This window comes from Micromonospora kangleipakensis (genome assembly GCF_004217615.1).
Lineage (GTDB): Bacteria > Actinomycetota > Actinomycetes > Mycobacteriales > Micromonosporaceae > Micromonospora > Micromonospora kangleipakensis.
Genome location: NZ_SHLD01000001.1, coordinates 4,704,908 through 4,728,248, shown reverse-complemented (window position 1 = coordinate 4,728,248; position 23,341 = coordinate 4,704,908). Strand labels below are relative to the sequence as shown.

Here is a 23,341-nt window from a genome sequence, read left to right as displayed (position 1 = left end):
CTCCGTTATGCGGCCTGGGCCTCCAGGGCGCGGGTCTCTGATCGTTCGTAGTCGATGGGTGAGCGCCAGTCGCAGACGGAGTGCCGGCGGCGCTGGTTGTAGAAGTCGGTGATCCAGGTGGCGATCTTCAGGCGGGCTTCGGTGCGGGTGCGGAAGTGGCGGCGGTGGACGTACTCGACCTTGATGGTGGAGAAGGTGGCCTCGGCGACGGCGTTGTCGAAGCAGGACCCGACCCGGCCCATCGACTGGCGTACCTTCCATCGGGCGCAGGCCCGGGCAAAGTCGGCCGAGGTGTACTCGCTGCCCCTGTCGCTGTGAAAGATCACCCCTTCCACGCGGCCGCCGCGGGTGACGGCGGCCATGTTCAGCGCTGCGACGACCAGCCCGGCGTCGTGGTGGGCGCCCATCGCGTAGCCGAGGATCCGGCGCGAGTACAGGTCGATGACAGTGGCCAGATAGAGCTTGCCCTCGTCGGTGCGGATCTCGGTCATGTCGCCGCACCAGGCGACATCCGGCGCCGGCGCGGTGAACACCCGCTTGACCAGGTCCGGTGCGGCCGGACGTTTGCCCTGGCGGGTCAGGCTGCGCCGGCGGCGCTTGATACGGGCGGCCAGGCCGAACTCGGCCATGAGCTGCGCGATCGTGTTGTCGGAGACCTGCCAGCCCTGCTCGCGCAGCTCGATCCCGATGCGCGGGCTGCCGTAGGTGCCGCCCGAGTCGTCGAAGACCTTCGTGACCGCGGCTGCCAGCCGGGCACGCCGATCATCGCGGGGCGTTGGCGGCCGGTCGCGCCATTTGTAGAACCACGACTCGGACACTCCGAGGGCCCGGCAGGCGATCGCGTGCGGCACGTCATGCTCGGTCCTCTGGGAAGCGATGAACCCGGCCACGCTCACCGGCCCGTCGCTTCCTTGACCCACAGGACCACGGATCGCTTGAGGACATCACGCTCCATCGCCAGCTCCGCGTTCTCCCGCCGCAGCCGGGCCAGCTCCGCCCGCTCGTCCTCCGACAACTGCCCGGCAGCGGCCTCACCGCGAGTCTCGCGGTCCTTCTTCACCCAGTTGGCAAGGGTGCCGTCGTTGATCCCCAGGTCACGCGCGACCTGCGCGATCGACTTCCCGGTCTCCCGCACGATGCGCACCGCGCCCGCCCGGAACTCCGGATCGAACTGGCGTCTCGTCTCAGCCATGAACCTCTATCCCTCAAGCTCTGGCCTCCACGCTACGAGGGGAATGGCACGCCCGACCGGCACCGGCTACGCTGGCCCCCGCCGCATAAACCCCGTGTCCAGGATCAGGGGTCAAGCCCCGAGGAGCACGGCCACCGGGTAGTGCGCGTGCGCGGCAAGGGTGCCAAGGTTGTGCTCGTCCCGCTGCCACCCGCGGTGGCCCGAGCCATCGACCAGGCCGTCGACGACCGCACCACCGGGCCGATCCTTCGAAACACCCTCGGGGCGCGGATGGACCGACACGTGGCAACCCGCCGACTCAAGCACCTGGCGGCCAGCGCCGGGATACGGATGCCAAGGATGCACCCGCACATGCTGCGCCACACCTTCGTCACAACCATGCTCGACGCTGGCGTCAGCCTGTGCGACGTACAGATCGCCGCTCGTCACGCCGACCCTCGCACCACCATGCGCTACGACCGCGCCCGCAAGAACCTCGACCGGCACCCCAACTACATCCTCGCCGCCTACATGGCCTCTGGAACGTAGCGACCACAACGAGCGGATCTGGCACCCCTCTGTGTCATCCATGAAGGAGCGGGGCCGGTCAAGTCTCTGGTTTTGACCTGCTGACGTTGGTTTTTCCGGTTCCGGCAATGGGTTTTGGGCAGGCGTGTGTGCGGTGCCGGGGTCAATGGCTGGGCCGTAGGCCCACCCCGCAGGGGCTTGGCCTCGACGCCGGCGCCGTGCGCGCCATGCTCGTGATGCCGGAAGGCGTTGTGGGTGGTCGCGTCGCCAGGTTCCGACCGATGCCGGAAGGGCAGGCCGATGGGTTCGGCTGCCGGTCATCCATTCGCCCACGGAGAGTCGGGGCATGGTGGTTTGCGACCGTGACCGGACGGGGTCAATCAAGCGGGCGGCCTCGCCGTCGGCCGACGGGGGTCAGACACAGCACGACCACGCGTCCGGTCACGTCCGGTCACGTCCGAACCTGCTCACGCCGCCGCTCGGGCCGGTGCGAGGGCGCGGATGTGCCCGTCGCGCAGGCCGTAGTAGACGAGGGTGAGCAGCTTGCGGGCCACCGCGACGGTGGCGATGTTGCGTCCGCGTCGCTCAGCGACGCGGGCGCGGGTGGAGGTCAACCAGCCGGCGGCGTGTGGGACGCCGTGGGCGGCCTCGACGGCGGCCCACCGCACGAGGGTGGAGCCCTGCTTGGTGATCCGTCCCCGGTGCACGACGAGGTCGGACTCGCGGTGGCGTGGGGTCAGTCCGGCCCACGAGGCGAGTTGCGCCGGGCCGGGGAACCGGTCGACCTCGCCGATCTCGGCGACGAACACCGCCGCCAGGACCGGGCCGACACCAGGGATGGCCTGGATAGCGGTATAGCCGCGAGAGCAATCGTCAAGACTTGTGGATGAGAAATCTTTGATCAGGCTGCGGCAGTGATGGTGGTGGGTTCCTGATCTGTCCGTTCGACGAGGTGGCCGCGTTCGAAGCGGGCGCCGGCGCGGACGAGGGCGACAAGGTGTGGTGCGTTGACCGCCCGCCACCGGGCCTGGGCGGCCTCGATGAGTTTGAACGCCATGGCCAGACCGGCGGCCTTCGATCCAGGGCCCTTGGTGACCTTCGTGCGGTGCCGCACGGTCGCGAACGTCGACTCGATCGGGTTCGTGGTGCGCAGGTGCACCCAGTGCTCGGCGGGGTAGTCGTAGAACGCGAGGAGCTCGTCGAGGTCGTCGGTGACCTTGGCGACGGCCTTGGCGAACTTGGCGCCGTAGGCGAGCTTGAACGCGGCGACGGCGCGGCGGGCGTGGTCGCGGTCCTCGGCGTTCCAGACCTCGGCGAGGGCCTTCTTCGCGCCGGGATGCGCGGACTTCGGCAGCGCCGCGAGGACGTTGCCGATCTTGTGGAACCAGCAGCGCTGCTCACGGGTTTCGGGCAACACCTCACGTAACGCCGACCAGAAGCCGAGCGCGCCGTCGCCGACGGCCAGGACCGGGGCGCGCATCCCGCGGCGTTTGCAGTCGCGGAGCAGGTCCGCCCAGGAGCCGGACGACTCGCGGTAGCCCTCGGCCAGGGCGATGAGTTCCTTGGTGCCGTCGACGCGGACGCCGATCATGACGAGCAGGCACAGTTTCTCCTCGTCGAGGCGCACGTTGAGGTGCACCCCGTCCGCCCACAGGTAGACATAGTCCACACCCGAGAGGTCGCGGTCGGCGAACTGGCGGGCCTCGTCCTGCCACTTCACCGTCAGCCGGGTGATCACCGCCGCGGACAGTCCCGAGCCGGTGCCGAGGAAGTTCTCCAGCGCGGGGGCGAAATCCTGCGACGACAGGCCATGCAGGTAGAGCAGCGGTAACACCTCGGTGATCTTCGGCGACTTACGGCACCACGCCGGCAGGATCGCCGACGAGTACCGCTGACGCTCGCCGGCATCGTCGACGCGTTTGTCGTTGACCCGCGGCGCGGCGACCTCCACCGCCCCGGCCGCGGTCAGGACCTTCCGCGGCTGGGCGTGACCGTTACGCACGACCAACCGCCGCCCGGCATCGTCGACGTCGCCGGTGTGCGCCGCGATATACGAAGCGACCTCGGCTTCGAGGGCAGCGGCGAGCATCCTGCGGGCACCGTCCCGCACGATCTCGTCGATCAACGACCCACCCGTCCCGGCCGGGACCGATCCGGTCGCTGGCGTGGGGTCATCAGGGTTGACTACCGTGAGCACGGGCGTACCTTCCCGACCCGCGCTGGCAGGCGCGGGCCTTGCTGGAAACCTTCATCGGCTATCCCCGGGAAGGTACGCCCCTCCCAAGGTCATCCACAGGTTTCAAGCATTGCTCTAGCCGCGATGCCCGGCGAGTCTGGCCCGGATCGGTCCGCCGACCGCGTCGATCTCGAAGTCAACCGCGTCGATCAGCCGGCACAGTGAGTCCACCCGACCCCGATACGCCCCGTCCAGCGGTGCGCAGGACAGCAGTTCCCGCCCGCCGACGCCGAACAGATCCGACACGGAGATGTGCACGCCCTGCTTGGCCAACACCGCATGCACCGATGCCTTCAACCCGCTGCGCCACGCGACCAGCTTGGCCCGATACCGCACCAGCTCCCGCAACTCGCGCACCGCCGGCGGCGCCGGATACGCCTCCGGCAACCTGCCCATCCGCAGCAGATCCGCCAGGTCCGCGGCATCACGGGCATCATTCTTCACCCGCCGGTAGGCGAACCCTTTCACTCCCAACGGATGCGCCAAATCAGGACGATAGCTGCGGCCGGCAGTATTCCGGCCCCGACCGCGAGAGCGATCATGCCGACCCGGGTGGTGGTGACAACCGCGTCATCGGTGTGAGTGGCGGGCGGTACCTCGCCCAGCATCGCGACGATCCGTTCGACCGTGCGCACCTGGCAGCGGCCATTGGTACGGTACTGACCCCCACGCAGGTCCCACAGCGGTGAGTCGACCCGGAAGTACACGTGGTCGCCATTGGTCAGGTCGAGACGGACCTCGACACCGCGGCGGGAGAACTGACCGAGCAGGTGACGGGGCACGCTGATCCGGTGCAGCGCTGTGTCGATGTGCAGGTGCCGGGGTGTCATGACGAACCGGGCCGCCGGCCCGGCCAGGTAGCAGCCAGCGGCACAGGCGGCCGCCAGCACCAGTTCGAGCAGGCTGCCCAGGCGGGGCTGGGTGTCCCAGTTAACGAGAGCGGCCAAGACGAGCCCACCACCAGTGATAGCCATCATCAGATAGGCGATGCCGCTGCGGCGGTGCACCGAGCATGACCGCGCCTCGACGTGGTGTACCACCGCGGACGGTGCTGGTACCGGTGGAAGAGACGCGTTGCGGTAGCGCAACGCACTTGCTGAGCTGATCCGCCCGGCAACCGCCACGATGAGGGCGACCGCGCCGAACGTTGCTGGGAGCCCGTATCCCGCGTCCCCACGGGCCGCCTCGGCCGGGGTGCGGGTCGCCCACAACACCACCGCAACACCCAACAGCGCGAGCCCAACACCCGACACGATCAGCGTCAGGCGCCGTGTCCACACCAGCGCGCCGTTGTCGTGCCACTCGACCGACCGCCGACCCACCGCACACTCCCCAAACAGTGCCCGGCCACATCGACCGGCGAGGGTCACGATAGAGCCATCAGACAAGGGCCTGCGGCATGCCGCACAGATCCACGGCGCTCACATGCCGCCGATCGCGCGCCTCCGACTTGGAGCCGCGCTACGAGACCAGGTCGCCGAGTTCCGCGACGAGACGTCGCATGTCCTCGCCGGCGTCAAGGGTCACCATGACGGATGCCTCCCACGCACTCGGGTCGTAGCCCCGAGGGCCCCGGATGACGAAACGGAGATTGACGTGACCTCGTCGGTCATGCGTCGCGTCGATGCGGAGGTCGTGTTCTAGTGACTCCCAGGCGCGCAGGCCGTCCCATCCCTCATAGGACTCGGCGAGGTCGGCTGCCCACGAAACGATCCTGTCGACATTGAGCGTCCGGACCGAGGTCACAGCACGGACGCCGTCATCGGCCAGCTCGCACCGCAGGTCGAGTACCTCGTCGTTCCACGGCCGCTCGGCGCTATGAAGACGGACGGACCCAAGCCCCGCCTCGGCGGTGATTTCGACGCCGTCATTCAACTGCCTCAACACCGGGAAGAGCATGCCACTGGCGCCCGCTGGCGTCGCGATGTTTTGACGCCCACTCCCCGCGTCGCGGCGGCTCACTCTTCTGCCGCGAGTCGCGCGCTACGCAACGTCACGATGCTCGGTCGGGTCGGCGTCCGGTCGTGCCGAGTTGAGTGAGCCCAACATCCGAGTCACTGTGCCGGCTCAAGGGTGAGCAAGGATGTGACCTATGCCCCATGAGCATCATGTCTTCCACAACCCGCCGTCAGCGACACCGGCCGAGGTGCACGCAGCACTCGATCGCGGTGATCTTTCCGGCGTACTGAATGCCATGGTCGGCACCGCACTGTACGGCGACGGGGACTGGAAAGAGCTACAGGAACTGCATCTTCAGTTACTCACGCACGACGACCATCAGGTCAGCGCCCTTGCCGCAACGTGTCTGGGTCATATAGCGAGGGTCTATCGTCAACTGGACGAGGGCCGAGTAGTCGGCACGCTGCGCCGAGTTCGGTCGATCCCACACCTCAGTGGTACTGCCGACGACGCGCTGGGGGACATAGAAGTCTTCCTCCATCCACGGCGCGCACGTTGGCGCGGACGTTTGTGGAGAGCGATGCGTCCTTGGACGTGGATCTGACGTCAATAACGGAAGGCCTCTGCTGCGCGCACAGCCATCGGGATCTGCCCCAGGGAAGGCGTCGTGGTGCAATCGCCGGCTGGTACCGGTAAGAACCGGGACGTTTCGTCCCGCGTTGTGGGTCGTCCAGGGCACCGAAACGTGGTCGTGCCGTCTTCCGAAGAGGGCCATGATTGGTTCCGTGACCAGCTTCCCTGCGCAGGCGCGCCGCGTCCGTGACAGCACGCTTTCTCCGCAGCGTAGGCTTTACGCGTTGCGGGAATGCACGCTGCACTGTGCTCCGTACGGATTCCGTGCCACCTGGCACCACCTCGTCGTCTCCGCCCGTATCCCACGCAGGCTCGCCGACGATCTCGACGCACTCGTCCGCGCCGTTGACGAGCTACAACGGGCACGCGACGTGGTCCTGCCGCGGGCGCAGGAGTATGCCGCCGGACGGCGACGAGAGAAGGCGACTGGCAGGCGAACCCCACAGACGCCCCCGCCCTGGAACTCGTGGGGCTGGTCCCGGATCGCCTACTGTCCCGACCCTGAGCACCACCCGACGGCACCGCTCGCCACGGTCGCCCAGGCGGTCCTCGACCGTTACGCGGCCGGTATCGGCGTCGACACGCACTGCCTCGTATGCGGCATCGAGCGGCGCCGCCCGGACCGCGCATGCCCGACCTGTGGCGTCCATCCGGACGGCCCCGCCGCACGCTGGCGTGCCTATCCCGCCGAGGAACGCTGGCAGCGGATCTGGCACCGCGAGCTCGACGATCGGCCGACGCCCCTCGCCCCATGAGTTCCACGTTCACTAATCTGCACGCCCTGCGTGCGCGCCGGTCGTCGGTGCGTTGCCACGGTAGGTGACCCCAGATGCCGTGGCACACGCTCCTGCCCCGATGGCGATCGCCGACTCCTACTCGCCGGCCGAGTGCCAGGCGCGTTCGAACTCGTCTCGGCCGATCATGCACGCCATCCAGTCCTCCTCCGGGTCATCAAGGCTGACCTGACCCAGACCTCCATACTGGTCTTCCTCATGGTCGGGCCCGTAGCCGAGCAGAGGGCCAGCGTCGTACGCCTCCACTTGGCGGACAGGCCAGCCGCTGTCATCGACCTCGAAGTACCAGACGGAGTGTCCCCAACCGTCGAACTCGTCGCCCCGCGAGTCATCCCAACGACGGCGGAAGTATCGGGTTGGCATGACGAAAGCGTGCGCTGGCTCCAGCACGCTGATCTGCCGCAGTCCGGGCGCTACCTTCGTCGGTGAGCAACCGGATCTGCCGATGTCCGTGCATTGTCCGCCCTCTACGCTGATAGGTAGGTAGCGATCCACCCGGTCCGGCGCTGTCGTGATCCTTCGCACGGCCGCCTCGATGTGATCGTCCACCATGTCCAATCCGCCACCGCAGTCCGTGCCGAAGAGCAAGGCTCGCCGGCTCAGTTGGACCCTGGCGGTAGTGACTGGCCTGCTCCTCTTCTGCGGGCTGCCGCTTGGGTTCGCTCGGTACTCCGACCGCAACGAATCGCGCGAAGCGGACAAGGAGATCGGCCGATACCTGACCCTCGTGCAAGAACGCGATCGCGCTGGCGCCGACGCGATGCTCTGCGGCGGAGACGACACGAGCGCCGCCGAACTGCCCGGCATGAACCAACCGGATTGGCACCTCGCGCTCGTGGAGTCCTTCGCCATTGTCAGCACATGGGATTGGTCATCGGTGATAGACGGCCACGGCAGGGGTTGCCGAGTCCGACTGGTGTTCGCCGGCGGATCGGCCGCGGAAGTAGAGCTGGCGGTGGAGGTGATAGCAGACGACGCATGCATCGCTACGGAGATTCCTTTCTAAACGAACAGACCTGCACCACCGCGCTGAGCGGGGCCGCCGACGGCATCCGGATCTGCCGCGATCCGCGCAACGCAGCGTGACGAGCCGGGCCGACGCTCGGCACCCACAACTGCCGAGATCAGTGCATCAGTGTGTGAGGGATGCGGCGCGTTGGGAAGCTTCGATAATTCGTTGCTCGCTTGTTGGAGGCGGCCGTCCGGCACGCACTCGGCGCGGCGGGTGCGGGTCCGGCCCGTAGCAGCGGGTGAAGGGGATAAATGGCTTGCACAGGCGCCGGGCTGAGAGTTTGACTGCTCGCCATGCCTTTCCCCTCACCGATGTAGGGTTCCCGACACTCATGTCATATGGGCCGGCTGAGACCTCGGGGTTTTCGTTTTGTCTCAGTGGGTGTCATCGGGGTGAGTCCCAAAGTGGTGGCATTTCCTTGGCCGCGGTCGAACCGGCATGGCATCCGTAAGTCGCCATAGTGGATCTTCCCAGGTCGCGCTGGGCGGGCTCCAGGACGCGCTGGTCTTGCCCGGCGGGCAGGTGACCTGCCGCGTGATGTCGTGCCGTTCCTCGTGCGCTTCACGCGGGGTCGGGTGCGGATGGTCGGTCAGGAGATGGTCCTGGCTTTGACCGCGGCGCCCTCGATGACCACGTCTAGACAGTCGCGGAACAGGTCGTCCACGGTGCGGCCGGGTCGGAAGTATTCGGCGATGGCGGCGACCGCGGTCGGGTGCTGCTGGGCGAATGTGGCCATGTCGAAGTGCTGCAGCGCGTCCGCGTCCGGGCGGGGGGCCTGTTCTTCGAGGACGTGGCCGACCGTGAAGCGCTCGACGGTCAGGACGATCACGCGGGCCTGTCGCAACGGGATACCGCGCGCCACCAGGGTACTCATTGCCAGTTCCGAGATCGCTGCCATCTTGAGGGAGAGCTGGGAGGCTGAGATGACCCGGGCGCCGTCCGGATGGGCGAGCAGCGCTCGGCGCAGCCGCTCGGCCAGGCCGCTCAACCAGTCCTGCCAGTGTTGATCCGGCTCGGGCGGTGACATGTCGCCGAACTGCTGGTCGAGGATCGCGTCGGCAATCGCGGTGACCAGGGCCGCCTTGTTGGGCAGATGCCAGTAGAGGGTCGGCGATTGCACACCGAGCCGCGCGGCGAGTTTGCGCGTCGTTACGCCGTCGAGACCCTCGGCGTCGAGCAGGGCGACGGCCTCGGCGACGATCCGCTGCCGGTCTAGCGCCAATTCGGTACCTCCCGCCGGCACTCTATCAGTGCTAGAGTGCCTCTATCACTGATAGAGAGGGAGATGAAGATGACAAACGAGCGCTCGTTGCGCGGCCTGCTGCACTGGGCGACACATCGCATTCCCGGAGTCCCCGCGCATGCCGAGCGGCCGGCCGGGCACCAGGGCACGGCAGTCCACGGCCGCGCGCGGCGCCCCGGCGTCGCCCCTCGCCCTTCGCTGAACCGCAGGTGGAACCACTCGCCCGCCCGCCCTCCCCGGTTCATGAGGGCCTGGCAGCGTCGGATCGCGGCGTTCTTCGGCCGGGAGCTGTGATGAAGGCGGCGGTGTTGCACGAGATCGGTGGCATCCCTCGCTACGAGGACTTCCCGGATCCCGTGGCCGGCGACGACGAGGTGGTCATCGACGTGCAAGCGGTCGCGGTCGAGAACGTCGACAAGCGCATCGCGGCCGGCACGCACTACGCGAGCCAGCAGTACACCGCACAGCTGCCGGCGATTCCCGCCTTCGACGGCATCGGCGCACTGTCCGACGGCACCGTCGTCGGGTTCGGCAACCCACGCCAGCCCTACGGCGCGCTCGCCGAGAAAACCGTGGTGCCCAAGGGCGCGTACGTGCCGATCGCGGAGGGTATCGATCCGGCGATCGCGACCGTGCTGGGCACGGCGATCACCGGCATGTCCATCAAGACCGCCGCTGGCTTCGTGCCGGGCGAGACCGTGCTCGTGCAGGGCGCCACCGGGGTCGCCGGGCGACTCGCGGTGAAGGTGGCCCGGCTGCTTGGCGCCGGACGGATCATCGCGACCGGCCGCGACGACGACCAACTGCGTGAGGTACAAACCCTCGGCGCCGACGAGGTGATCAACACCGCCGTGCCGGACGAAGCGCTGACGCAGGCGTACCTCGATGCCAAGGGGGATGGCTACGACGTCGTGGTGGATTACCTCTGGGGCCGGCCCACCGAGATCCTGTTGCGATCGCTGGTCCCGCAGTCATTCGCGTTCCCGAAGCCGACCCGGCTGATCCAGATCGGCGAGTCGGCCGGCGCCGGGATCGTGCTCGCTGCGGAGAGCCTGCGCACCTCCGGGGTCGAGATCTACGGTGCGGCCAAAGGGCTCGGCCCAGAGACCATGCATGAGGTGTATGGCCGGGTCGTGACGTGGGCACAATCCGGCGAGCTGACGTTCGACGTGGTGAAGGTCCCACTGAGCGAGATCGAGACCGCTTGGCAACGCACCGATCTCCGGGGCAGCAGGCTCGTTGTGGTGCCGTGACCGGCAGGCCGGATCGCGGTAGCCGCTGCGCCACAAGTCAGCGCCTGCCGACATCCGGTACTTCGCGCGGTTCAATAAGGCCGGCCAGAACCGCAACGATGGCGCTCCCACGTCGGTGCCGGAAATGACATCCATCTGGGTCAGGCCACCCCTTCAACGCACAAGCTGACAAACCGCAACGACCAATTCGACGACGAAACCCGCGAGTTCATCGAAGAAGCACTCGGCAAGGTCATCCCGGCCATGGGATATGAGTGACGGCTCTGGCTCTCCACCTTGACGACGCCGCGTCGCGCCCCTCGAACGCCCGGTAAACGCTGCTTCAGCCGAACCGCATCGCAGACCACTCGTTCCTAACTTTCCGGCCGTCTTTTGAGCCCGCGCTTATGGGCGGGTGCACGCTTCTGCCGCCGGCCGAGCGTCACGGAGCGCAGCTGCTGTCCACGGGTGACGGCGCGCGGTCGTGCCGAATCGAGTGTGGTCAGTGTGTTTGGGTCTTCCAGACCGGCAGTTGGGGCTCGTCGTTGTGCACGATAATGTTGGCGTGATCGGTCGGGTGCACCGTAGCGAAGTAGAACTGTTGGGAGGGGATGTAACGCTCGCGCCAGCGCCGTTCGACTTCGGCCCGAGACGACACCCGGCGCTCTCGGATCACGGCACGATCCACCGTTTTCTCGAGTGCCGTCGACACAAAGATGCGCAGGTCCCACCGACCAATCAGTTCCGGGCGCATGAGGAAGACGCCGTCGAAGACCAGTACGGCGTCGGCTGTGGCAGTCGTGACCGGCGGGGACAGCGCAGTATCTCCGGTGCGTTCGTAGACCGCGTGTTGGAAGCGTCGATCTCCGCCGGGGCCGAGCGGATCGAGCAGAACCCGGTTCAGCGCGTGGTAGTCGTGGGTGTCGAAGTAGCAGCCTTCGGCCGAGTACTCGCCGCGCGGATAGCGCTGTGCCCGGGGGAAGAGGAAATCGTCGATCGTCGCGCGGATGACGTCGCGGCCCTGTTCGCGCAGGACGACGGCCAGCTCGTCGGCGAGGGTGGTCTTGCCTGCGGCGGGCGGTCCGTCGATGGCAACCCGCGTCGGGTGTGCGACGGTGACGGACCCGACTGCCTCAGCCAGGAGGCCGAGCATCTCGTCGCGGTTGCCTTGGTCCATGGTCTGCCCCGTCCCAGTCTCGCGAAAGTCGCCGTGTCGGGCCGACCTTATGCGCGTCAGCCTTTTCGCGCCTGCCAATGCCCGAGTGAGCCAGCTTGCCCATGCGGAAGTGGCTGCGGTCGTGGCGCAAACGCACTGTCATGCCGGCGCTGGTCGCGCGGCATTGCGTGAACGTCCTACCGCCAGTTGCGCGTCTTGGCTGACCAGCCGGGCGTCTGGTCACCGGGCGACGAGGCGCAACGGAGCTGAGTCGACGAGCTGCGTCGTGGCTCGCTACCGTCGCGCGATGAAGCGCCTGCGGCGGTACCGCTATGTCGGTCCGGCAGAACTCCACGACAGAATTCCGGCAGCGGAGGCGGTCATCGTCGTTTCTGGCGCCGCTCTTGACCGCTGGCTCGCCGGGCGTGCACGAGCCGAGCTGGACGGGCCGTTCACCTTCGTCGTGGCGCTCGACGGTCGCCTCAGGCTCGCCCCGCGCCGCAGCGAACACGTCGCCTTGGCCGCCGGCCGAGACGTGCTCGCCGCGGGCGAGATGACGTTGACGCACGATGCCGATGTTCGCCGCGTGCTTGACAAGACCAACCAGTCGACCGGCTACTGCCCCGATCCCGACTGCTGGACGGCAGTAGGCGAAGCGCTCGACGGCCTCGGCCTGAACCCCGGCAACTCAGCGTCAAGATCGTCTTCCGCCGGTGCCTTTCCTGCGGCGAACGCAACATCGTTCGCGACGGCGACTTCACCTGCGCCCTGTGCGACACCGCTCTGCCGGCGCTATGGGACTTCGCACCCGCTCGATCGGCATTCCAGCCGACATCCGCTTCTGCCGCGAGTCGCGCGCTACGCAACGTCACGATGCTTGGTCGGGTCGGCGTCCTGTCGTGCCGATGACAGTGCAGTGCCGACCGTGGAAGCTGACGATCTCATGCGGGTATCGGGCCGATCTGATTGCGTCGGGGCCGGCCGGCGCTGCGCGCGGGGTTTCGATCGGGATTCGTGGGCGCTACCGCAGTTGGTCGCGGCGGCGGGTCAGGTTGGCGGTCTGGGCGGTGTTGCCGGCCAGCTCGATGGCTTTGTCGTAGGCCGCGCGCGACTGCTGACTTTGGCCCAGCCGGCGCAGCAGGTCGGCGCGGGTCGCGTGGTAGGCGTGATAGCCGGCCAGCTTGTCCTCAAGACGGTCGACGGCCGCCAGTGCCACCTCCGGGCCGTCGAGTTCGGCGACCGCGATGGCTCGGTTGAGGGCGATGATCGGCGAGGAGTCGAGGTGGACGAGTTGGTCGTAGAGGGCGACGACCTGCGACCAGTCGGTGTCGCGGATGTCGCGGGCGGAGGTGTGCACGGCGTTGATCGCGGCGAGGATCTGGTAGCGGCCCGGAGCCACCCCGGCAGCGGCGAGGCGCTCGCGCACGAGCCGGTGACCCTCGGCGATCAGCGCCTTGTCCCATGCCCCACGGTCCTGCTCGTCGAGGGTGACCAGTTCGCCGCTGGCCGAAACCCGAGCGGTGCGGCGGGCCTCGGTGAGCAGCATCAGCGCCAGCAGCCCGGCCACCTCACCGTCCTCCGGCAGCAGAGCGCGGATCAGGCGGGTGAGCCGGATCGCCTCGGCGGTCAGGTCGTGACGTACGGGATCGGTGTCGGGGCCGGTCGCCAGGTAGCCCTCGTTGAAGACGAGATACAGCACGGCGAGTACGCCGGAGACGCGTGCCGGGAGATCCTCGGCCGCCGGCACGCGATAGGGGATCCGAGCCGCCTTGATCTTGGCCTTCGCGCGGGTGATCCGCTGCTCCACGGTGGTCTCCCGCACCAGGAAGGCGCGGGCGATCTCGGGCACGGTCAGACCGCCGAGCATGCGCAGCGTCAGCGCCACGCGGGCTTCCATCGCGAGCGCCGGGTGACAGCAGGTGAAGATCAGCCGCAGCCGGTCGTCGTCGATGGCGCCGAGAGGCTCGGGTGGGGTGTTGTCGTACACCATCTGAGCCTCCTTGTGCTTGTCGTCGCGCTTGTTCTCGCGCCGGATCCGGTCGATGGCCTTGCGAACGGCGGTGGTGGTCAGCCAGGCGCCGGGGTTGGGGGGTACGCCGTCGGCCGGCCACCGCTCCACGGCGGTCGCGAACGCCTCGGCCGCGGCCTCCTCGGCGATGTCGAGGTCACCGAAACGCCGGGTCAGCGAGGCGACCACCCGGGCCCACTCGTCGTGGTGGGCCCGGGTGACCGCCTCCTCGACGTCGCTCACTGGAACGGCCGCACCTCGATCTTCCGATCGCAGACCTTCGACGCCTCGGCGGCGAGATTGAGCGCCACATCCAGATCGGGGACCTCCCACACCCAGACGCCGGCGAGGTACTCCTTCGACTCCACGAAAGGCCCGTCGCTGAACACCGCCTGCTCGCCCCGGTTGTCGATGACGGTGGCCGCGTTCGTGTCCGCGAGTCCGCCCGCGAAAACCCAGTAGCCCTCGGCGATCAGTCGTTCGTTGAACGCGCTGATGGCAGGCCGCCTGTCCGTGCTGCCGGGATTGCTCTTGTCATCGATCACGGAAACCAGGTACTGCATCTGAAGATCATCTCCTCTGGTGTCAAGACAGCGTGGTTCGGCGGTCAGGGACTTCAGGCCGTTGCATACCGCGGGCGCCCGGCCGGCCGGTAGACCTGGATCGTCACGCCCTTCGAGTCGACCCGCGACTCGACCAGGTCGAGCGCAAGATCCGGACCGGTCTCCGGGAACAGTCTCGCGCCCTGGCCGAGGATCACCGGGATCACGATCAGAGTCATCTCGTCGACCAGATCGTTCTCCAGCAGCCACCGGGTCAGGGCGCCACTGCCGTGTACCTGCAGCTCACCCCCGGGCTTGGCCTTCAGCTCACTGATGGCCGCCCCGAGGTCATCGCGGAGAACGGTCGTGTCCTCCCAACGCGGCGCGGTGAGCGTGGTCGAGGCAACGTACTTGGGGGCCTCGTTCAAGGCCACGCCGATGGGATGTGCGCGCATCTGGTCGATTGATCCCCAGGAGCCGGCGAACAACTCGTAGGTGCGCCGGCCGAACAGGAACGCGTCGGCGCGCTGGTAGGTCTGCGTGATGAACGTCCTGGTCTCGTCGTCACCCGCCCCCCGGGCCCATCCGCCGCGCTCGAATCCGTTCCTGCGGTCATCCGACGCGGCGCCGTTTCCCTGCATCACTCCATCGAGGGTGACCTGGGTCATGGTCGTCAGCTTCATGATCGCGGTTCCTTTGCCTTGGCGCCGCCCCTTGTGGGCGGCCTCACCCCAGCTACGAACACCACCGCCCCGATCCGACACCCCCTCCCGGACTTCTTTGAGGAATTTTCCGGGACGCCGGTCGTCATCGCTCCGACAACACGACAGTTTCGCAGCGACTGCGCTCCGCCTCCTCAAGCACGCCCAGCGCGGACAAGCTCCTGGACCAGATCGACCGATCACGAAGATCCTGACTAGTCGTCCGCACATGCCGCCGGTCGTGCGCGCTGCCGCTGCCGAGGTCGTCACTGTCCGTACCGATGGGCCGGACGGTGGCCGCGCTTCGCGGCGTCCTGCCTTGCCGATGAGAGCACGATTGCCGCGAGCACCGACGGATCGAGTTGATCCCGCTGCTAGGCTGCCGTCGGGGTGACGACCGCACAACCGCGACATAGTCTTCAGCAGTGGACACACCGGCCCTCACACCCCGCGTGCTCGTGATCGGACTCGATCCGTATCGGGTGCCCGGGCCTTGGGACCCCAAGCCGGTAGCAGACGGCATCGAAGTCGGACGGACCCGCTTCACCGAACACGGCGTGGGGACTGAGTTCTGTTTGTTCGGTCTCGACGGCAGCGACGACATAGAGGCGGTCGTCACCGCCGCCCTTTGCGCGCAGCCTTGGGAATGCGTCGTCATTGGTGGCGGTGTGCGCAATCAGCTGGAACTGTTCGAACGCGTCGTCAACCTGGTGCGTCGGCATGCTCCCGACGCAGCGATTGCATTCAACGCGACCCCGGCGGACACCTTCGAGGCAGCCGCCCGCTGGGTGGAGATTCCCGGATGATCGCCCATTCCGCCGAGCGGGCGGCCGCCCTGAACCGCCGTCCGTGCTGACGCACACAGATGCCGCTGACCACGTGCATGTCATGTTTCGGCCGGCTCGTCCGACGTGTCGTAGCGCGCTGATCTGCCGCGCAAGGTGGGTGAGCGGGTGTGGCTGGCAGGCCGCTCGTCCTTCCCCGGCGACCGGCGCGCATTCCATCGTCAGGCGCTGGAGCTGGGTTCGCTGGGCTTGGATCAGTTGACGGCCGCCCTCCAGGGTGACCGCGCGCCACTCGTGCACCGCGGTGAAACAAGCCAGGGACCGCGCTTGTAGCTGCACGTCCTCGACGTCCGACCAGTCTGAACCAGGGCCAGACTTAACAGCGCGTACGACCTTGGTATATCAACACGGTCATGGTCCATTTCCACGTCCGGATCTGCCGCTGGTCGCGCGTTGGAGGTTCCGGTGGTGGTGCACATCCGAAACTGCCGATGTCCGGATGTTGATCAAGTTGCCCGTCGAGGGAACGGTGACCGGACAACTTCATGGCCCGCGTCGCTTTGCGACGGGAGCTCTTGTTGGCGCTGTTCGTTGATCGAACGGTCTTCGAACAGCGGGTGCTCCGTGAATTGATCTTACCTTGCGCTGGCCTTCAGCCGCTGCCAGCCCGTGACCAGGCGGGCGCCGTTGTCGCGCAAGGCCACCCCGAGCCGGGTGGCCGGCACCATGAGCGTGGCGGCCGTGGCGAACCCGTTCTGCTTGGGCGCAATGAGCTTGCGGTGCTCGTGCTCGTAGGCCTTCAGGCCCTGCCCGAGGTCATTGCGGTGCTCGGCCAGCCTGCGCGCGAGCGTGTACGCCCCCGCCATCGCCAGGCTCGACCCGTCGCCGAACAGTGACACCGAGGACGCGGCGTCGCCGAGCAGTCCTATGCGCCCCTGGGACCAGGTGTCGAGGCGTACCTGGCTGACGGCATCGAAGTAGAGGTCTCCGGCATCGCGTACACGCTCGATCAGCTCGGGCACGATCCAGCTGCCGCCCGCGTACGCCTGCTCGACGGTGCGCTTGTGCTGGGCGGTGTCGCGGTAGTCGTAGCCGGGCACGGGTTTGCTGCGCCAGATGAACGCCGCGATACCGCCGTGGCCGCGCACCGGATGGACGGAGGCGAGGCGGCCGGGCATGCCGTAGAGCAGCACGTCGGTCGTCGGATTGAGCTCGCGCTCGACGGGCAGGGTGGCCACGTAGAGCCCGCGGTGCCTGACGAAGTCCGTCTCCGGTCCCCAGGCGAGCCTCCGGACCATCGAATGCTGTCCGTCGGTGCCGATGACCAGGTCGAACCGGCGCGGTGCATCCCGCTCGAAGGTGACGTCGACGCCGCTACCGTCCTGGGTGAGGGCTGAGATGGAGTCGCTGTAGATGAACTCGGCGCTACCGGTCACGGCGTCGGTGATGATCGCGGCCAGGTCGGCCCGGGGCACCTCGACCTCGGTGGCCCGGTTGACCGACAGGTCGACGCGGCTCTTGCGCCGTCCCTGTGCGTCGATGAAGGCGAGGCCGGTCGTCGCCGTCGCGGCCGTACGCAGCCGGGGGAGCAGGCCCATCTTCTCGGCGATCGGGAATGCCGGTCCGCGTACGTCGACGGGGTTGCCGCTGGAGCGCTGGCCGGCGGCGCGCTCGACGATCGTCGGCGCGAATCCGTTGCGGGCGAGCCAGTACGCGAGGGTCGGGCCGGCCACGCCGGCGCCGGAGATGAGTACCGTCTTCGCAGTCATGGGTTGACTGTATGACCAAATTTGAAATCTGGTCAAGTGTTAGGATGTCGGTGTGACTGCCCGCACCGATCGTGAGACGAAGATCCTCGAAGTCGCTGCCGACATGCTGCTCCGGCACGGCTACCGCCGCGTCACCATCGACGACGTCGCCGGCGCCGCCGGCATCGGCAAAGGCACTGTCTACCTGCATTGGAAGACGCGCGAGGAGCTGTTCGCTGCCGTGTTCGCCCGCGAGGTACGCGGCGCGATCGCCGACATGGTGACCGCCCTGCGCGCCGACCCCGCCGTCGCGCTGCTGCACCGTTTCGCCGCGGAGTTCTTCCTGGCGATCCTGCGCCGCCCGCTGCTGTACGGCATGGTGGTCGGCGATGTGCAGATGTGGGGCAAGCTCGTCGGCTCCGAGGCCGGCTACGACGGCGGCCGGCACAACAAGGTGATGGCGTCCTATGTAGACGTTCTGGCCGCGCGACGCCTGGTGCGTACAGATCTGGCGACGCCGGAGCTGACCTACGCCTTCCAGTCCGTGTTCGAGGGCTTCATCTACGCCGAGCGTACGGTCGGTTCAACGGGTACGCGCGACGAGCGGGCGCGGTTGCTTTCGGCCACGGTCGAATCGGCGTTCTCCCTGCCGGGTACTCCCGACGTCGCGCTCGCCGATGAGGTTGCCGCGCTGCTGTCCGGCCTAGTCTGATCCGCACACGAATCCCCCAACGGACAGCACCTTCTGCGCTCACGCCGAGATGCCTGGCCGTTACCTGCGCACTCTCATATAGGGCGCTCGTTCCTCTGTCACGGGGGGTATTCGTGCAGGGAGCAGCCGAGGCCGCGACTGCCACGAAACATCCGGATCTGGCTTCGACGAGCTCAGGGTCGACGCGGAGATGCGACGTAGCAAGGAGGGCGTATCCATCGTCGGCACGTTCCATCAGGGCTTCTACGGCGGGGTGGTCCTGGAAACAGGATCGGTTGATCGGCCGCGGGTGATTGGTACGGGCGAGGTGCGCGACCTGCTCGTGCAGACCCGCGACGCCACGTTCGACCAGCAGCTCCTCCACATCGCGATAGGAGAGGTTGAACCGCAGATACCAGCGCACCGCGACGATCACCTCGGTCGGGAACCGGAACCCGGCCAACGCCGACTTCGGCGGCAGCCACGGGTCAGGCTGGCTCGATGACCTCACTGCTCAAGTCTGCCTCGATCTTGCCAACGCTCAACGCATCGGAGCCCTGCCGTGAAATCCTCACCGCCCCTTCCGGCCGTCTGGCGGGCGCGCTGACGATGATCGACTTCTCGTGCTTACACCGTTTGTCGTACAAACCCGAGAGTTCAGGGCGTCACGATCGCGAATCTCGGGTCAGGCGCATCGAGGTGGCCGAGCAGGCGCTTGAGAGCGTCAGGGGCACCGTCGTAGGCGATGCCGCTGAGGCCCTTGCCGGCCAGCATGCCCAAGAGGTCCCGCTTGGTCAGGGTGAGGCTGAGATCGGGTTGCCCGGCCGGCGGGTTCTGCTGCTGGATGAGCACTCCGTTGCGCAACGTCGTCCGATACGACTCGCCCAGGTCGGTGAACGTCCAGTCGATGGTGATCGTGTCGTGCCAGGCGTTCGGCCCATCGACCCGGATCGCCAGGGTGTCGAAGATCTGCTCGACCGACAGCACCGCAGCCATACCGCTGCCGAGGTCGATCGTCGTCATCTTGGTTCCATGGCGCAGCTCCTGCGCGCCGGTGAGGTAGAAGTTGCGCCAGACGCCGTTCTCCGCCCCGTGACCGAGCCTCTCGTACACCTGAGCCAGCAGTTCCTTCGCGTCGCCGTGATCCGGGTCGGCGAAGACGGCGTGCTGCAGCAGTTGCGCGGCGAACCGCAGGTCCCCGCCGGCCACGTAGTCGCGCGCCTTCGCCAGGACGGCGTCGACACCGCCGAAGCAGTCGACGTATCGCTTGGCGGTCTCGGCCGGCGGGTGCTGCCACAGGTTGGCCGGGTTGCCGTCGAACCAGCCGAGATACCGCTGGTAGACGGCCTTGACGTTGTGCGACACCGAGCCGTAGTAGCCGCGCGCGTGCCACGCCGTGTCCAAGCCCGGCGGGAGCTGGATCAGCTCGGCGATCTCGGCCCCGGTGTAGCCCTGGTTGAGCAGCCGCAGCGTCTGGTCGTGCAGGTAGGCGTACAGGTCGCGCTGCTCGGACAGGAACCGCATCATGTTGTCGTGGCCCCAGGTGGGCCAGTGGTGCGAGGCGAACAGGACATCCGCCTGGCCGGCGAACATGGTGATCGCCTCGGTGAGGTACCGCGACCAGATGCGGGCGTCGCGTACCAGGGCGCCGCGCAGGGTCAGCACGTTGTGCATGTTGTGCGTGGCGTTCTCGGCCATGCACAGGGTGCGGCGGTCGGGGAACAGGAAGTTCATCTCCGACGGCGCTTCGGTGCCCGGCGTCAGCTGGAACACGATCCGCACGCCGTCGACGGTCTCCTCCTGCCCGGTGTGCGTGATGTGCACCGTGGGCGCGAACAGCGACACGGTCCCCGCGGAGGAGGCCAGCCCCAGCCCGAACCCGATCTGCCCGGCCGGCCCGGTCGGCAGCGTCGCGCCGTACATGAACATCGCCCGGCGGGTCATCGCCGTGCCGGCGTACACGTTCTCCGCCACGGCGTGCTCCATGAAGCCCACCGGCGCGAGGATCGGGACGCTGCCGTCGGTGACGCCGGCAGCGCCGCCGAAGTGATCGGCGTGGGAGTGGCTGTAGATCACCGCGGCCACGGGACGGTCGCCGCGGTGTGCCCGGTACAGGCCGATCGCCGCCGCGGCGGTCTCCGTGCTGAGCAGCGGGTCGATGACGATCACTCCGGTGTCGCCTTCGACGACGGTCATGTTCGAGATGTCGAGGCCGCGTACCTGGTAGATGCCCTCGGCGACCTCGTAGAGGCCCTGACGGGCGCACAGCTGGCCCTGCCGCCACAAGCTCGGGTTCGCCGTGTCCGGACAGTCGTCTGCGAGGAAGGCGTATGCCTCGGCGTCCCACACGATTCGCCCGTCCGAAGTCGTGACGACGCCAGGCTTCAGCGCCGCGACGAAGCCCTTGTCGGCGTTGTCGAAATCGGTCCGATCGCCGAAGTCGAGTGCATCGTCCATTGCAGAACCTCCGTCCGTGTACGCCTGAGAAATGCTTGAGACCTGTGAGTCGGGTCGGCAGGGGTGGTACGCCTTCCCGATGATCGGTTGACGGCCGACCTGCGTGCCTGGCGGGAGGCAGGCGCGTTGTGCCTGCCTCCGGCACGAACGCCCGCCGCGGTCGAGCTCATCGTGAGGATGGTGGGGCCGGGTTGTCGGCCGATGACGGCGTGGCGGCAGCCGTGCGCAGGGCGGCCGGCGCGCCCGCAGGAACGGCAGGCCGGACCGGTGCGACCGGGGCCAGGCGCTCGTACGCGGAGCCCAGAGCGGGCCTCGGGTCGGGCTCGCCGCAGTTTGGCCAGTAGGACATGGCGCGCTCGGCCTGGGCGGTGATGGTCAGCGACGGGTTCACGCCGAGGTTGGCCGACACGGTCGAGCCGTCGGCGACGTGGATGCCCGGGTGGCCGAACAGCCGGTGGTACGGGTCGACGACGCCCGTCTCGGGAGAGTCGCCGATCGGGCAGCCGCCGATGAAGTGCGCCGTCATGGGGATGTTGGCGATCTCCCCGACGGTGCCTCCCGCAACGCCGTCGATTTTCGCAGCGACCCGGCGTGCCACGTCGTTGGCGGCGGGGATCCAGGTCGGGTTCGGTTCGCCATGGCCGGGGCCGGAGGTGAGCTTGTAGCCGCCCAAGCGGGTACGGCGCCCATGGACGGTGATGGAGTTGTCCAGGGCCTGCATCACCAGCAGGATGATGGTCCGCTCGGACCAGTTCTTCGGCGAGAACCAGGTCCACTGCCGCGGTTGGGTGAGCAGCGTCTTGAGCCAGGTGATCCAGCGGGGGCGGCCTTGGTCGCCGTCGGTGAGCGCGCTCTGGAGGAACGCCATCGCGTTGCTGCCCTTGCCGTAGCGCACCGGTTCGATGTGCGTGTGCTCGTCGATGTGGATCGAGGAGGTGATCGCGACCCCGCGGGTGTAGGCGGGGTTCTTGGCTCGTGCCTTGGCGCCGAGAATGGACTCGGAGTTGGTGCGGGAGAGCTGGCCGAGTTTGCCGGAGATGTGCGGCAGCGACCCGGTGTCGCGCAGGCGGTGCAGCAGCTTCTGGGTGTTGTAGGTTCCGGCGGAGAACACTACGTGCGCGGCGGTGAAGGTGCGCCTGTTCCGCTTGCGGCGCGCGGACTTGCCCGTCGTCACCGTGTTGACGGCGTATCCACCGGCCGGCAGCGGCTCGACGTCGACGACTGTGGTCATCGCGTGGATTTCGCAGCCGTTCTGCTCCGCCAGGTACAGGTAGTTCTTGTCCAGGGTGTTCTTGGCGTTGTAGCGGCATCCGGTCATGCAGGAGCCGCACTCGATGCAGGTGTTGCGCTTGGGTCCGGCGCCGCCGAAGAACGGGTCTTCGACCTCGGTGCCGGGCTTCCCGCCGAAGAGCACTCCCACCGGGGTCAGGGTGAACGTGCCCCCGACCCCCATGTCGTCGGCCACCGACTTGATGACCTTGTCGGCTTCGGTGACGGTGGGGTTCATGGTGACTCCGAGCATGCGTCGAGCCTGGTCGTAGTGCGGCTCGAGCTCGTCCTGCCAGTCGGTGATGTGGGCCCACTGCGGGTCGGTGAAGAACGGTGCGAGAGGCTCGTAGAGCGTGTTGGCGTAGTTCAACGAACCGCCACCGACGCCCGCGCCTCCGAGGATCACGACGTCGCGCAGCAGATGGATCCGCTGGATGCCGTACAGACCCAGCGCCGGGGCCCACACGAACTTGCGCGCGTCCCAGGAGGTCTTGGGCAGCTCCTCGCTGGTGTAACGCCGGCCCGCCTCGAGCACCCCGACCCGGTAGCCCTTCTCGGTCAGACGCAGTGCGCTGACGGATCCACCGAAGCCGGAGCCGATGACGAGGACGTCGTAGTCGTGAGCACTCATGACATGCAAACCTTCCGCAGAAGTGTCAGAACGGTGATCAGCGCTGGGGCCGGTTGAGGCAGTGATCGTTCCGGGTGGCGTCAACCGTCAGCGCCGTGCATCAGCGGCTCGTAGAGCGTGGGCCGGGTTCGGTGGCGGCAGTGATGTCCGACGTGACCTCCGAGACGACAAATGCGTTAACGACAGTATCGTTATTGTTGATCGGCAGGGCAAGAGCCTGACGGCAGGAAGGTGGGCCGTCCTCCGGCGAGGACCGGCTCGGGCCGGCGAACCGCGGCCCGAGCGATCAATGTCGGCCACCACCGGGCTCGGCGAGGAGCTGCGCCGTCATCTGACGTTGCACCAGCGGCAACTGATGCAGTACCAGGAGATCGAGCGGCGCGACTTCCCACCCGAGACGGGCGAGGGGGACGACCGGTTGCAGCACGCGATTCTGCGCGCGGGAATCGCCATGGAGACGTTCTGGATCGAATGGCTGACCCAGACGGTGCGGGACCTACCGGACCCGTGACCGCGCGTGAACAGCCTGTCGGTTCAGGATCTGACGGGCAACGCCGCAGCGCTGTGGCAGAGGGGTCCCCGGGCCCGTCCCGGCGCCGCCCCGC

The 23,341-nt window shown here is 67.8% G+C and carries 25 protein-coding genes and 2 pseudogenes; 10 read left to right on the top strand and 17 right to left on the bottom strand.

Features of this window, described 5'->3' with window-relative positions:
- Positions 1–5: 5 nt before the first annotated feature.
- Positions 6–851 (bottom strand): IS3 family transposase, encoded by an 846-nt coding sequence (locus EV384_RS22765; RefSeq protein ID WP_207232345.1) that lies wholly within the window; start codon positions 849–851, stop codon positions 6–8.
- 41 nt (positions 852–892) lie between these two features.
- Entirely contained in the window at positions 893–1,192 is a 300-nt protein-coding gene (locus tag EV384_RS22760) for a transposase (protein ID WP_130334535.1), read from the bottom strand.
- A gap of 141 nt (positions 1,193–1,333) precedes the next feature.
- On the opposite strand from EV384_RS22760, the gene EV384_RS22755 reads away from it, so the two are divergent.
- Positions 1,334–1,720, top strand: coding sequence for a tyrosine-type recombinase/integrase (locus EV384_RS22755; RefSeq protein WP_278045633.1), 387 nt, complete (start codon positions 1,334–1,336; stop codon positions 1,718–1,720).
- 446 nt (positions 1,721–2,166) lie between these two features.
- Here the strand turns inward: EV384_RS22755 and EV384_RS22750 are convergent, their stop codons facing one another.
- The 5 genes from EV384_RS22750 to EV384_RS22730 all read right to left on the bottom strand — a co-directional run bounded on the left by EV384_RS22750 (position 2,167) and on the right by EV384_RS22730 (position 5,834).
- Positions 2,167–2,538: a transposase gene (locus EV384_RS22750; protein ID WP_278045685.1), complete on the bottom strand. Its 372-nt coding sequence runs from the start codon at positions 2,536–2,538 to the stop codon at positions 2,167–2,169.
- 62 nt (positions 2,539–2,600) lie between these two features.
- The gene (locus EV384_RS22745; RefSeq protein WP_165439937.1) at positions 2,601–3,896 is read right to left on the bottom strand and encodes an IS256 family transposase; all 1,296 of its coding nucleotides are present in this window, start codon (positions 3,894–3,896) and stop codon (positions 2,601–2,603) included.
- Between the two features lie 114 nt (positions 3,897–4,010).
- Complete coding sequence (locus EV384_RS22740; RefSeq protein WP_207232418.1) at positions 4,011–4,421, bottom strand: IS110 family transposase; 411 nt, start codon at positions 4,419–4,421, stop codon at positions 4,011–4,013.
- On the bottom strand, positions 4,400–5,257 hold the full coding sequence (locus EV384_RS22735) for a hypothetical protein (RefSeq protein WP_130336367.1): 858 nt from the start codon (positions 5,255–5,257) through the stop codon (positions 4,400–4,402). The genes EV384_RS22740 and EV384_RS22735 overlap by 22 nt, the downstream gene beginning before the upstream one ends.
- A gap of 139 nt (positions 5,258–5,396) precedes the next feature.
- Positions 5,397–5,834, bottom strand: coding sequence for a DUF6228 family protein (locus EV384_RS22730; RefSeq protein ID WP_130336365.1), 438 nt, complete (start codon positions 5,832–5,834; stop codon positions 5,397–5,399).
- A gap of 193 nt (positions 5,835–6,027) precedes the next feature.
- Between EV384_RS22730 and EV384_RS22725 the strand changes: the two genes are divergently transcribed.
- Both EV384_RS22725 and EV384_RS22720 read left to right on the top strand, forming a co-directional pair.
- On the top strand, positions 6,028–6,438 hold the full coding sequence (locus EV384_RS22725) for a hypothetical protein (RefSeq protein WP_242624215.1): 411 nt from the start codon (positions 6,028–6,030) through the stop codon (positions 6,436–6,438).
- A gap of 181 nt (positions 6,439–6,619) precedes the next feature.
- The gene (locus EV384_RS22720; protein ID WP_130336363.1) at positions 6,620–7,222 is read left to right on the top strand and encodes a hypothetical protein; all 603 of its coding nucleotides are present in this window, start codon (positions 6,620–6,622) and stop codon (positions 7,220–7,222) included.
- Between the two features lie 117 nt (positions 7,223–7,339).
- On the opposite strand, the gene EV384_RS36240 is transcribed toward EV384_RS22720, so the two are convergent.
- Positions 7,340–7,813 carry a hypothetical protein gene (locus EV384_RS36240; RefSeq protein ID WP_242624214.1) on the bottom strand — a complete coding sequence of 158 codons (474 nt, stop codon included), beginning with the start codon at positions 7,811–7,813 and terminating at the stop codon, positions 7,340–7,342.
- Positions 7,814–7,880: 67 nt separating this feature from the next.
- On the opposite strand from EV384_RS36240, the gene EV384_RS22710 reads away from it, so the two are divergent.
- Entirely contained in the window at positions 7,881–8,267 is a 387-nt protein-coding gene (locus EV384_RS22710; RefSeq protein WP_130336361.1) for a hypothetical protein, read from the top strand.
- Between the two features lie 595 nt (positions 8,268–8,862).
- Here EV384_RS22710 and EV384_RS22705 read toward each other — a convergent pair.
- Positions 8,863–9,495, bottom strand: coding sequence for a TetR/AcrR family transcriptional regulator C-terminal domain-containing protein (locus tag EV384_RS22705; protein ID WP_130336359.1), 633 nt, complete (start codon positions 9,493–9,495; stop codon positions 8,863–8,865).
- A 69-nt stretch (positions 9,496–9,564) separates the two neighbouring features.
- Here EV384_RS22705 and EV384_RS22700 point away from each other — a divergent pair, with 69 nt between their 5' ends.
- Together EV384_RS22700 and EV384_RS22695 are read left to right on the top strand one after the other, a co-directional pair.
- The gene (locus EV384_RS22700) at positions 9,565–9,810 is read left to right on the top strand and encodes a hypothetical protein (RefSeq protein WP_130336358.1); all 246 of its coding nucleotides are present in this window, start codon (positions 9,565–9,567) and stop codon (positions 9,808–9,810) included.
- On the top strand, positions 9,810–10,769 hold the full coding sequence (locus EV384_RS22695; RefSeq protein WP_130336356.1) for a quinone oxidoreductase family protein: 960 nt from the start codon (positions 9,810–9,812) through the stop codon (positions 10,767–10,769). Before EV384_RS22700 ends, EV384_RS22695 begins: the two co-directional genes overlap by 1 nt.
- Before the next feature lie 481 nt (positions 10,770–11,250).
- Here EV384_RS22695 and EV384_RS22690 read toward each other — a convergent pair whose 3' ends face one another.
- From EV384_RS22690 to EV384_RS22670, 4 genes are all read right to left on the bottom strand, one after another.
- Positions 11,251–11,925 (bottom strand): cytidylate kinase family protein, encoded by a 675-nt coding sequence (locus tag EV384_RS22690; RefSeq protein WP_130336354.1) that lies wholly within the window; start codon positions 11,923–11,925, stop codon positions 11,251–11,253.
- Positions 11,926–12,925: 1,000 nt separating this feature from the next.
- Complete coding sequence (locus EV384_RS22680; protein WP_130336352.1) at positions 12,926–14,155, bottom strand: RNA polymerase sigma factor; 1,230 nt, start codon at positions 14,153–14,155, stop codon at positions 12,926–12,928.
- Positions 14,152–14,475: a YciI family protein gene (locus EV384_RS22675; RefSeq protein ID WP_130336350.1), complete on the bottom strand. Its 324-nt coding sequence runs from the start codon at positions 14,473–14,475 to the stop codon at positions 14,152–14,154. Before EV384_RS22675 ends, EV384_RS22680 begins: the two co-directional genes overlap by 4 nt.
- Before the next feature lie 53 nt (positions 14,476–14,528).
- Complete coding sequence (locus EV384_RS22670) at positions 14,529–15,137, bottom strand: dihydrofolate reductase family protein (protein ID WP_130336348.1); 609 nt, start codon at positions 15,135–15,137, stop codon at positions 14,529–14,531.
- 443 nt (positions 15,138–15,580) lie between these two features.
- Between EV384_RS22670 and EV384_RS22665 the strand changes: the two genes are divergently transcribed.
- Together EV384_RS22665 and EV384_RS37350 are read left to right on the top strand one after the other, a co-directional pair.
- Complete coding sequence (locus tag EV384_RS22665) at positions 15,581–15,961, top strand: hypothetical protein (RefSeq protein ID WP_130336346.1); 381 nt, start codon at positions 15,581–15,583, stop codon at positions 15,959–15,961.
- A 132-nt stretch (positions 15,962–16,093) separates the two neighbouring features.
- A pseudogene (locus EV384_RS37350) lies at positions 16,094–16,273 on the top strand (hypothetical protein); the annotation flags it as partial.
- 302 nt (positions 16,274–16,575) lie between these two features.
- Here EV384_RS37350 and EV384_RS22655 read toward each other — a convergent pair.
- Positions 16,576–17,709 (bottom strand): FAD-dependent monooxygenase, encoded by a 1,134-nt coding sequence (locus EV384_RS22655; protein WP_130336344.1) that lies wholly within the window; start codon positions 17,707–17,709, stop codon positions 16,576–16,578.
- Positions 17,710–17,761: 52 nt separating this feature from the next.
- Between EV384_RS22655 and EV384_RS22650 the strand changes: the two genes are divergently transcribed.
- Entirely contained in the window at positions 17,762–18,400 is a 639-nt protein-coding gene (locus EV384_RS22650; protein WP_207232417.1) for a TetR/AcrR family transcriptional regulator, read from the top strand.
- Positions 18,401–18,713: 313 nt separating this feature from the next.
- Here the strand turns inward: EV384_RS22650 and EV384_RS22645 are convergent.
- From EV384_RS22645 to EV384_RS22635, 3 genes and pseudogenes are all read right to left on the bottom strand, one after another.
- Positions 18,714–18,860: pseudogene (locus EV384_RS22645) on the bottom strand (IS6 family transposase); the annotation flags it as partial.
- A 176-nt stretch (positions 18,861–19,036) separates the two neighbouring features.
- Complete coding sequence (locus EV384_RS22640; RefSeq protein ID WP_130336342.1) at positions 19,037–20,836, bottom strand: alkyl/aryl-sulfatase; 1,800 nt, start codon at positions 20,834–20,836, stop codon at positions 19,037–19,039.
- A gap of 166 nt (positions 20,837–21,002) precedes the next feature.
- Positions 21,003–22,736, bottom strand: a complete 1,734-nt coding sequence (locus tag EV384_RS22635; RefSeq protein WP_130340749.1) for a GMC oxidoreductase — start codon at positions 22,734–22,736, stop codon at positions 21,003–21,005.
- Positions 22,737–23,025: 289 nt separating this feature from the next.
- Between EV384_RS22635 and EV384_RS22630 the strand changes: the two genes are divergently transcribed.
- Positions 23,026–23,247, top strand: coding sequence for a virulence activator alpha C-terminal domain-containing protein (locus EV384_RS22630; protein WP_130336340.1), 222 nt, complete (start codon positions 23,026–23,028; stop codon positions 23,245–23,247).
- Positions 23,248–23,341 lie beyond the last annotated feature (94 nt).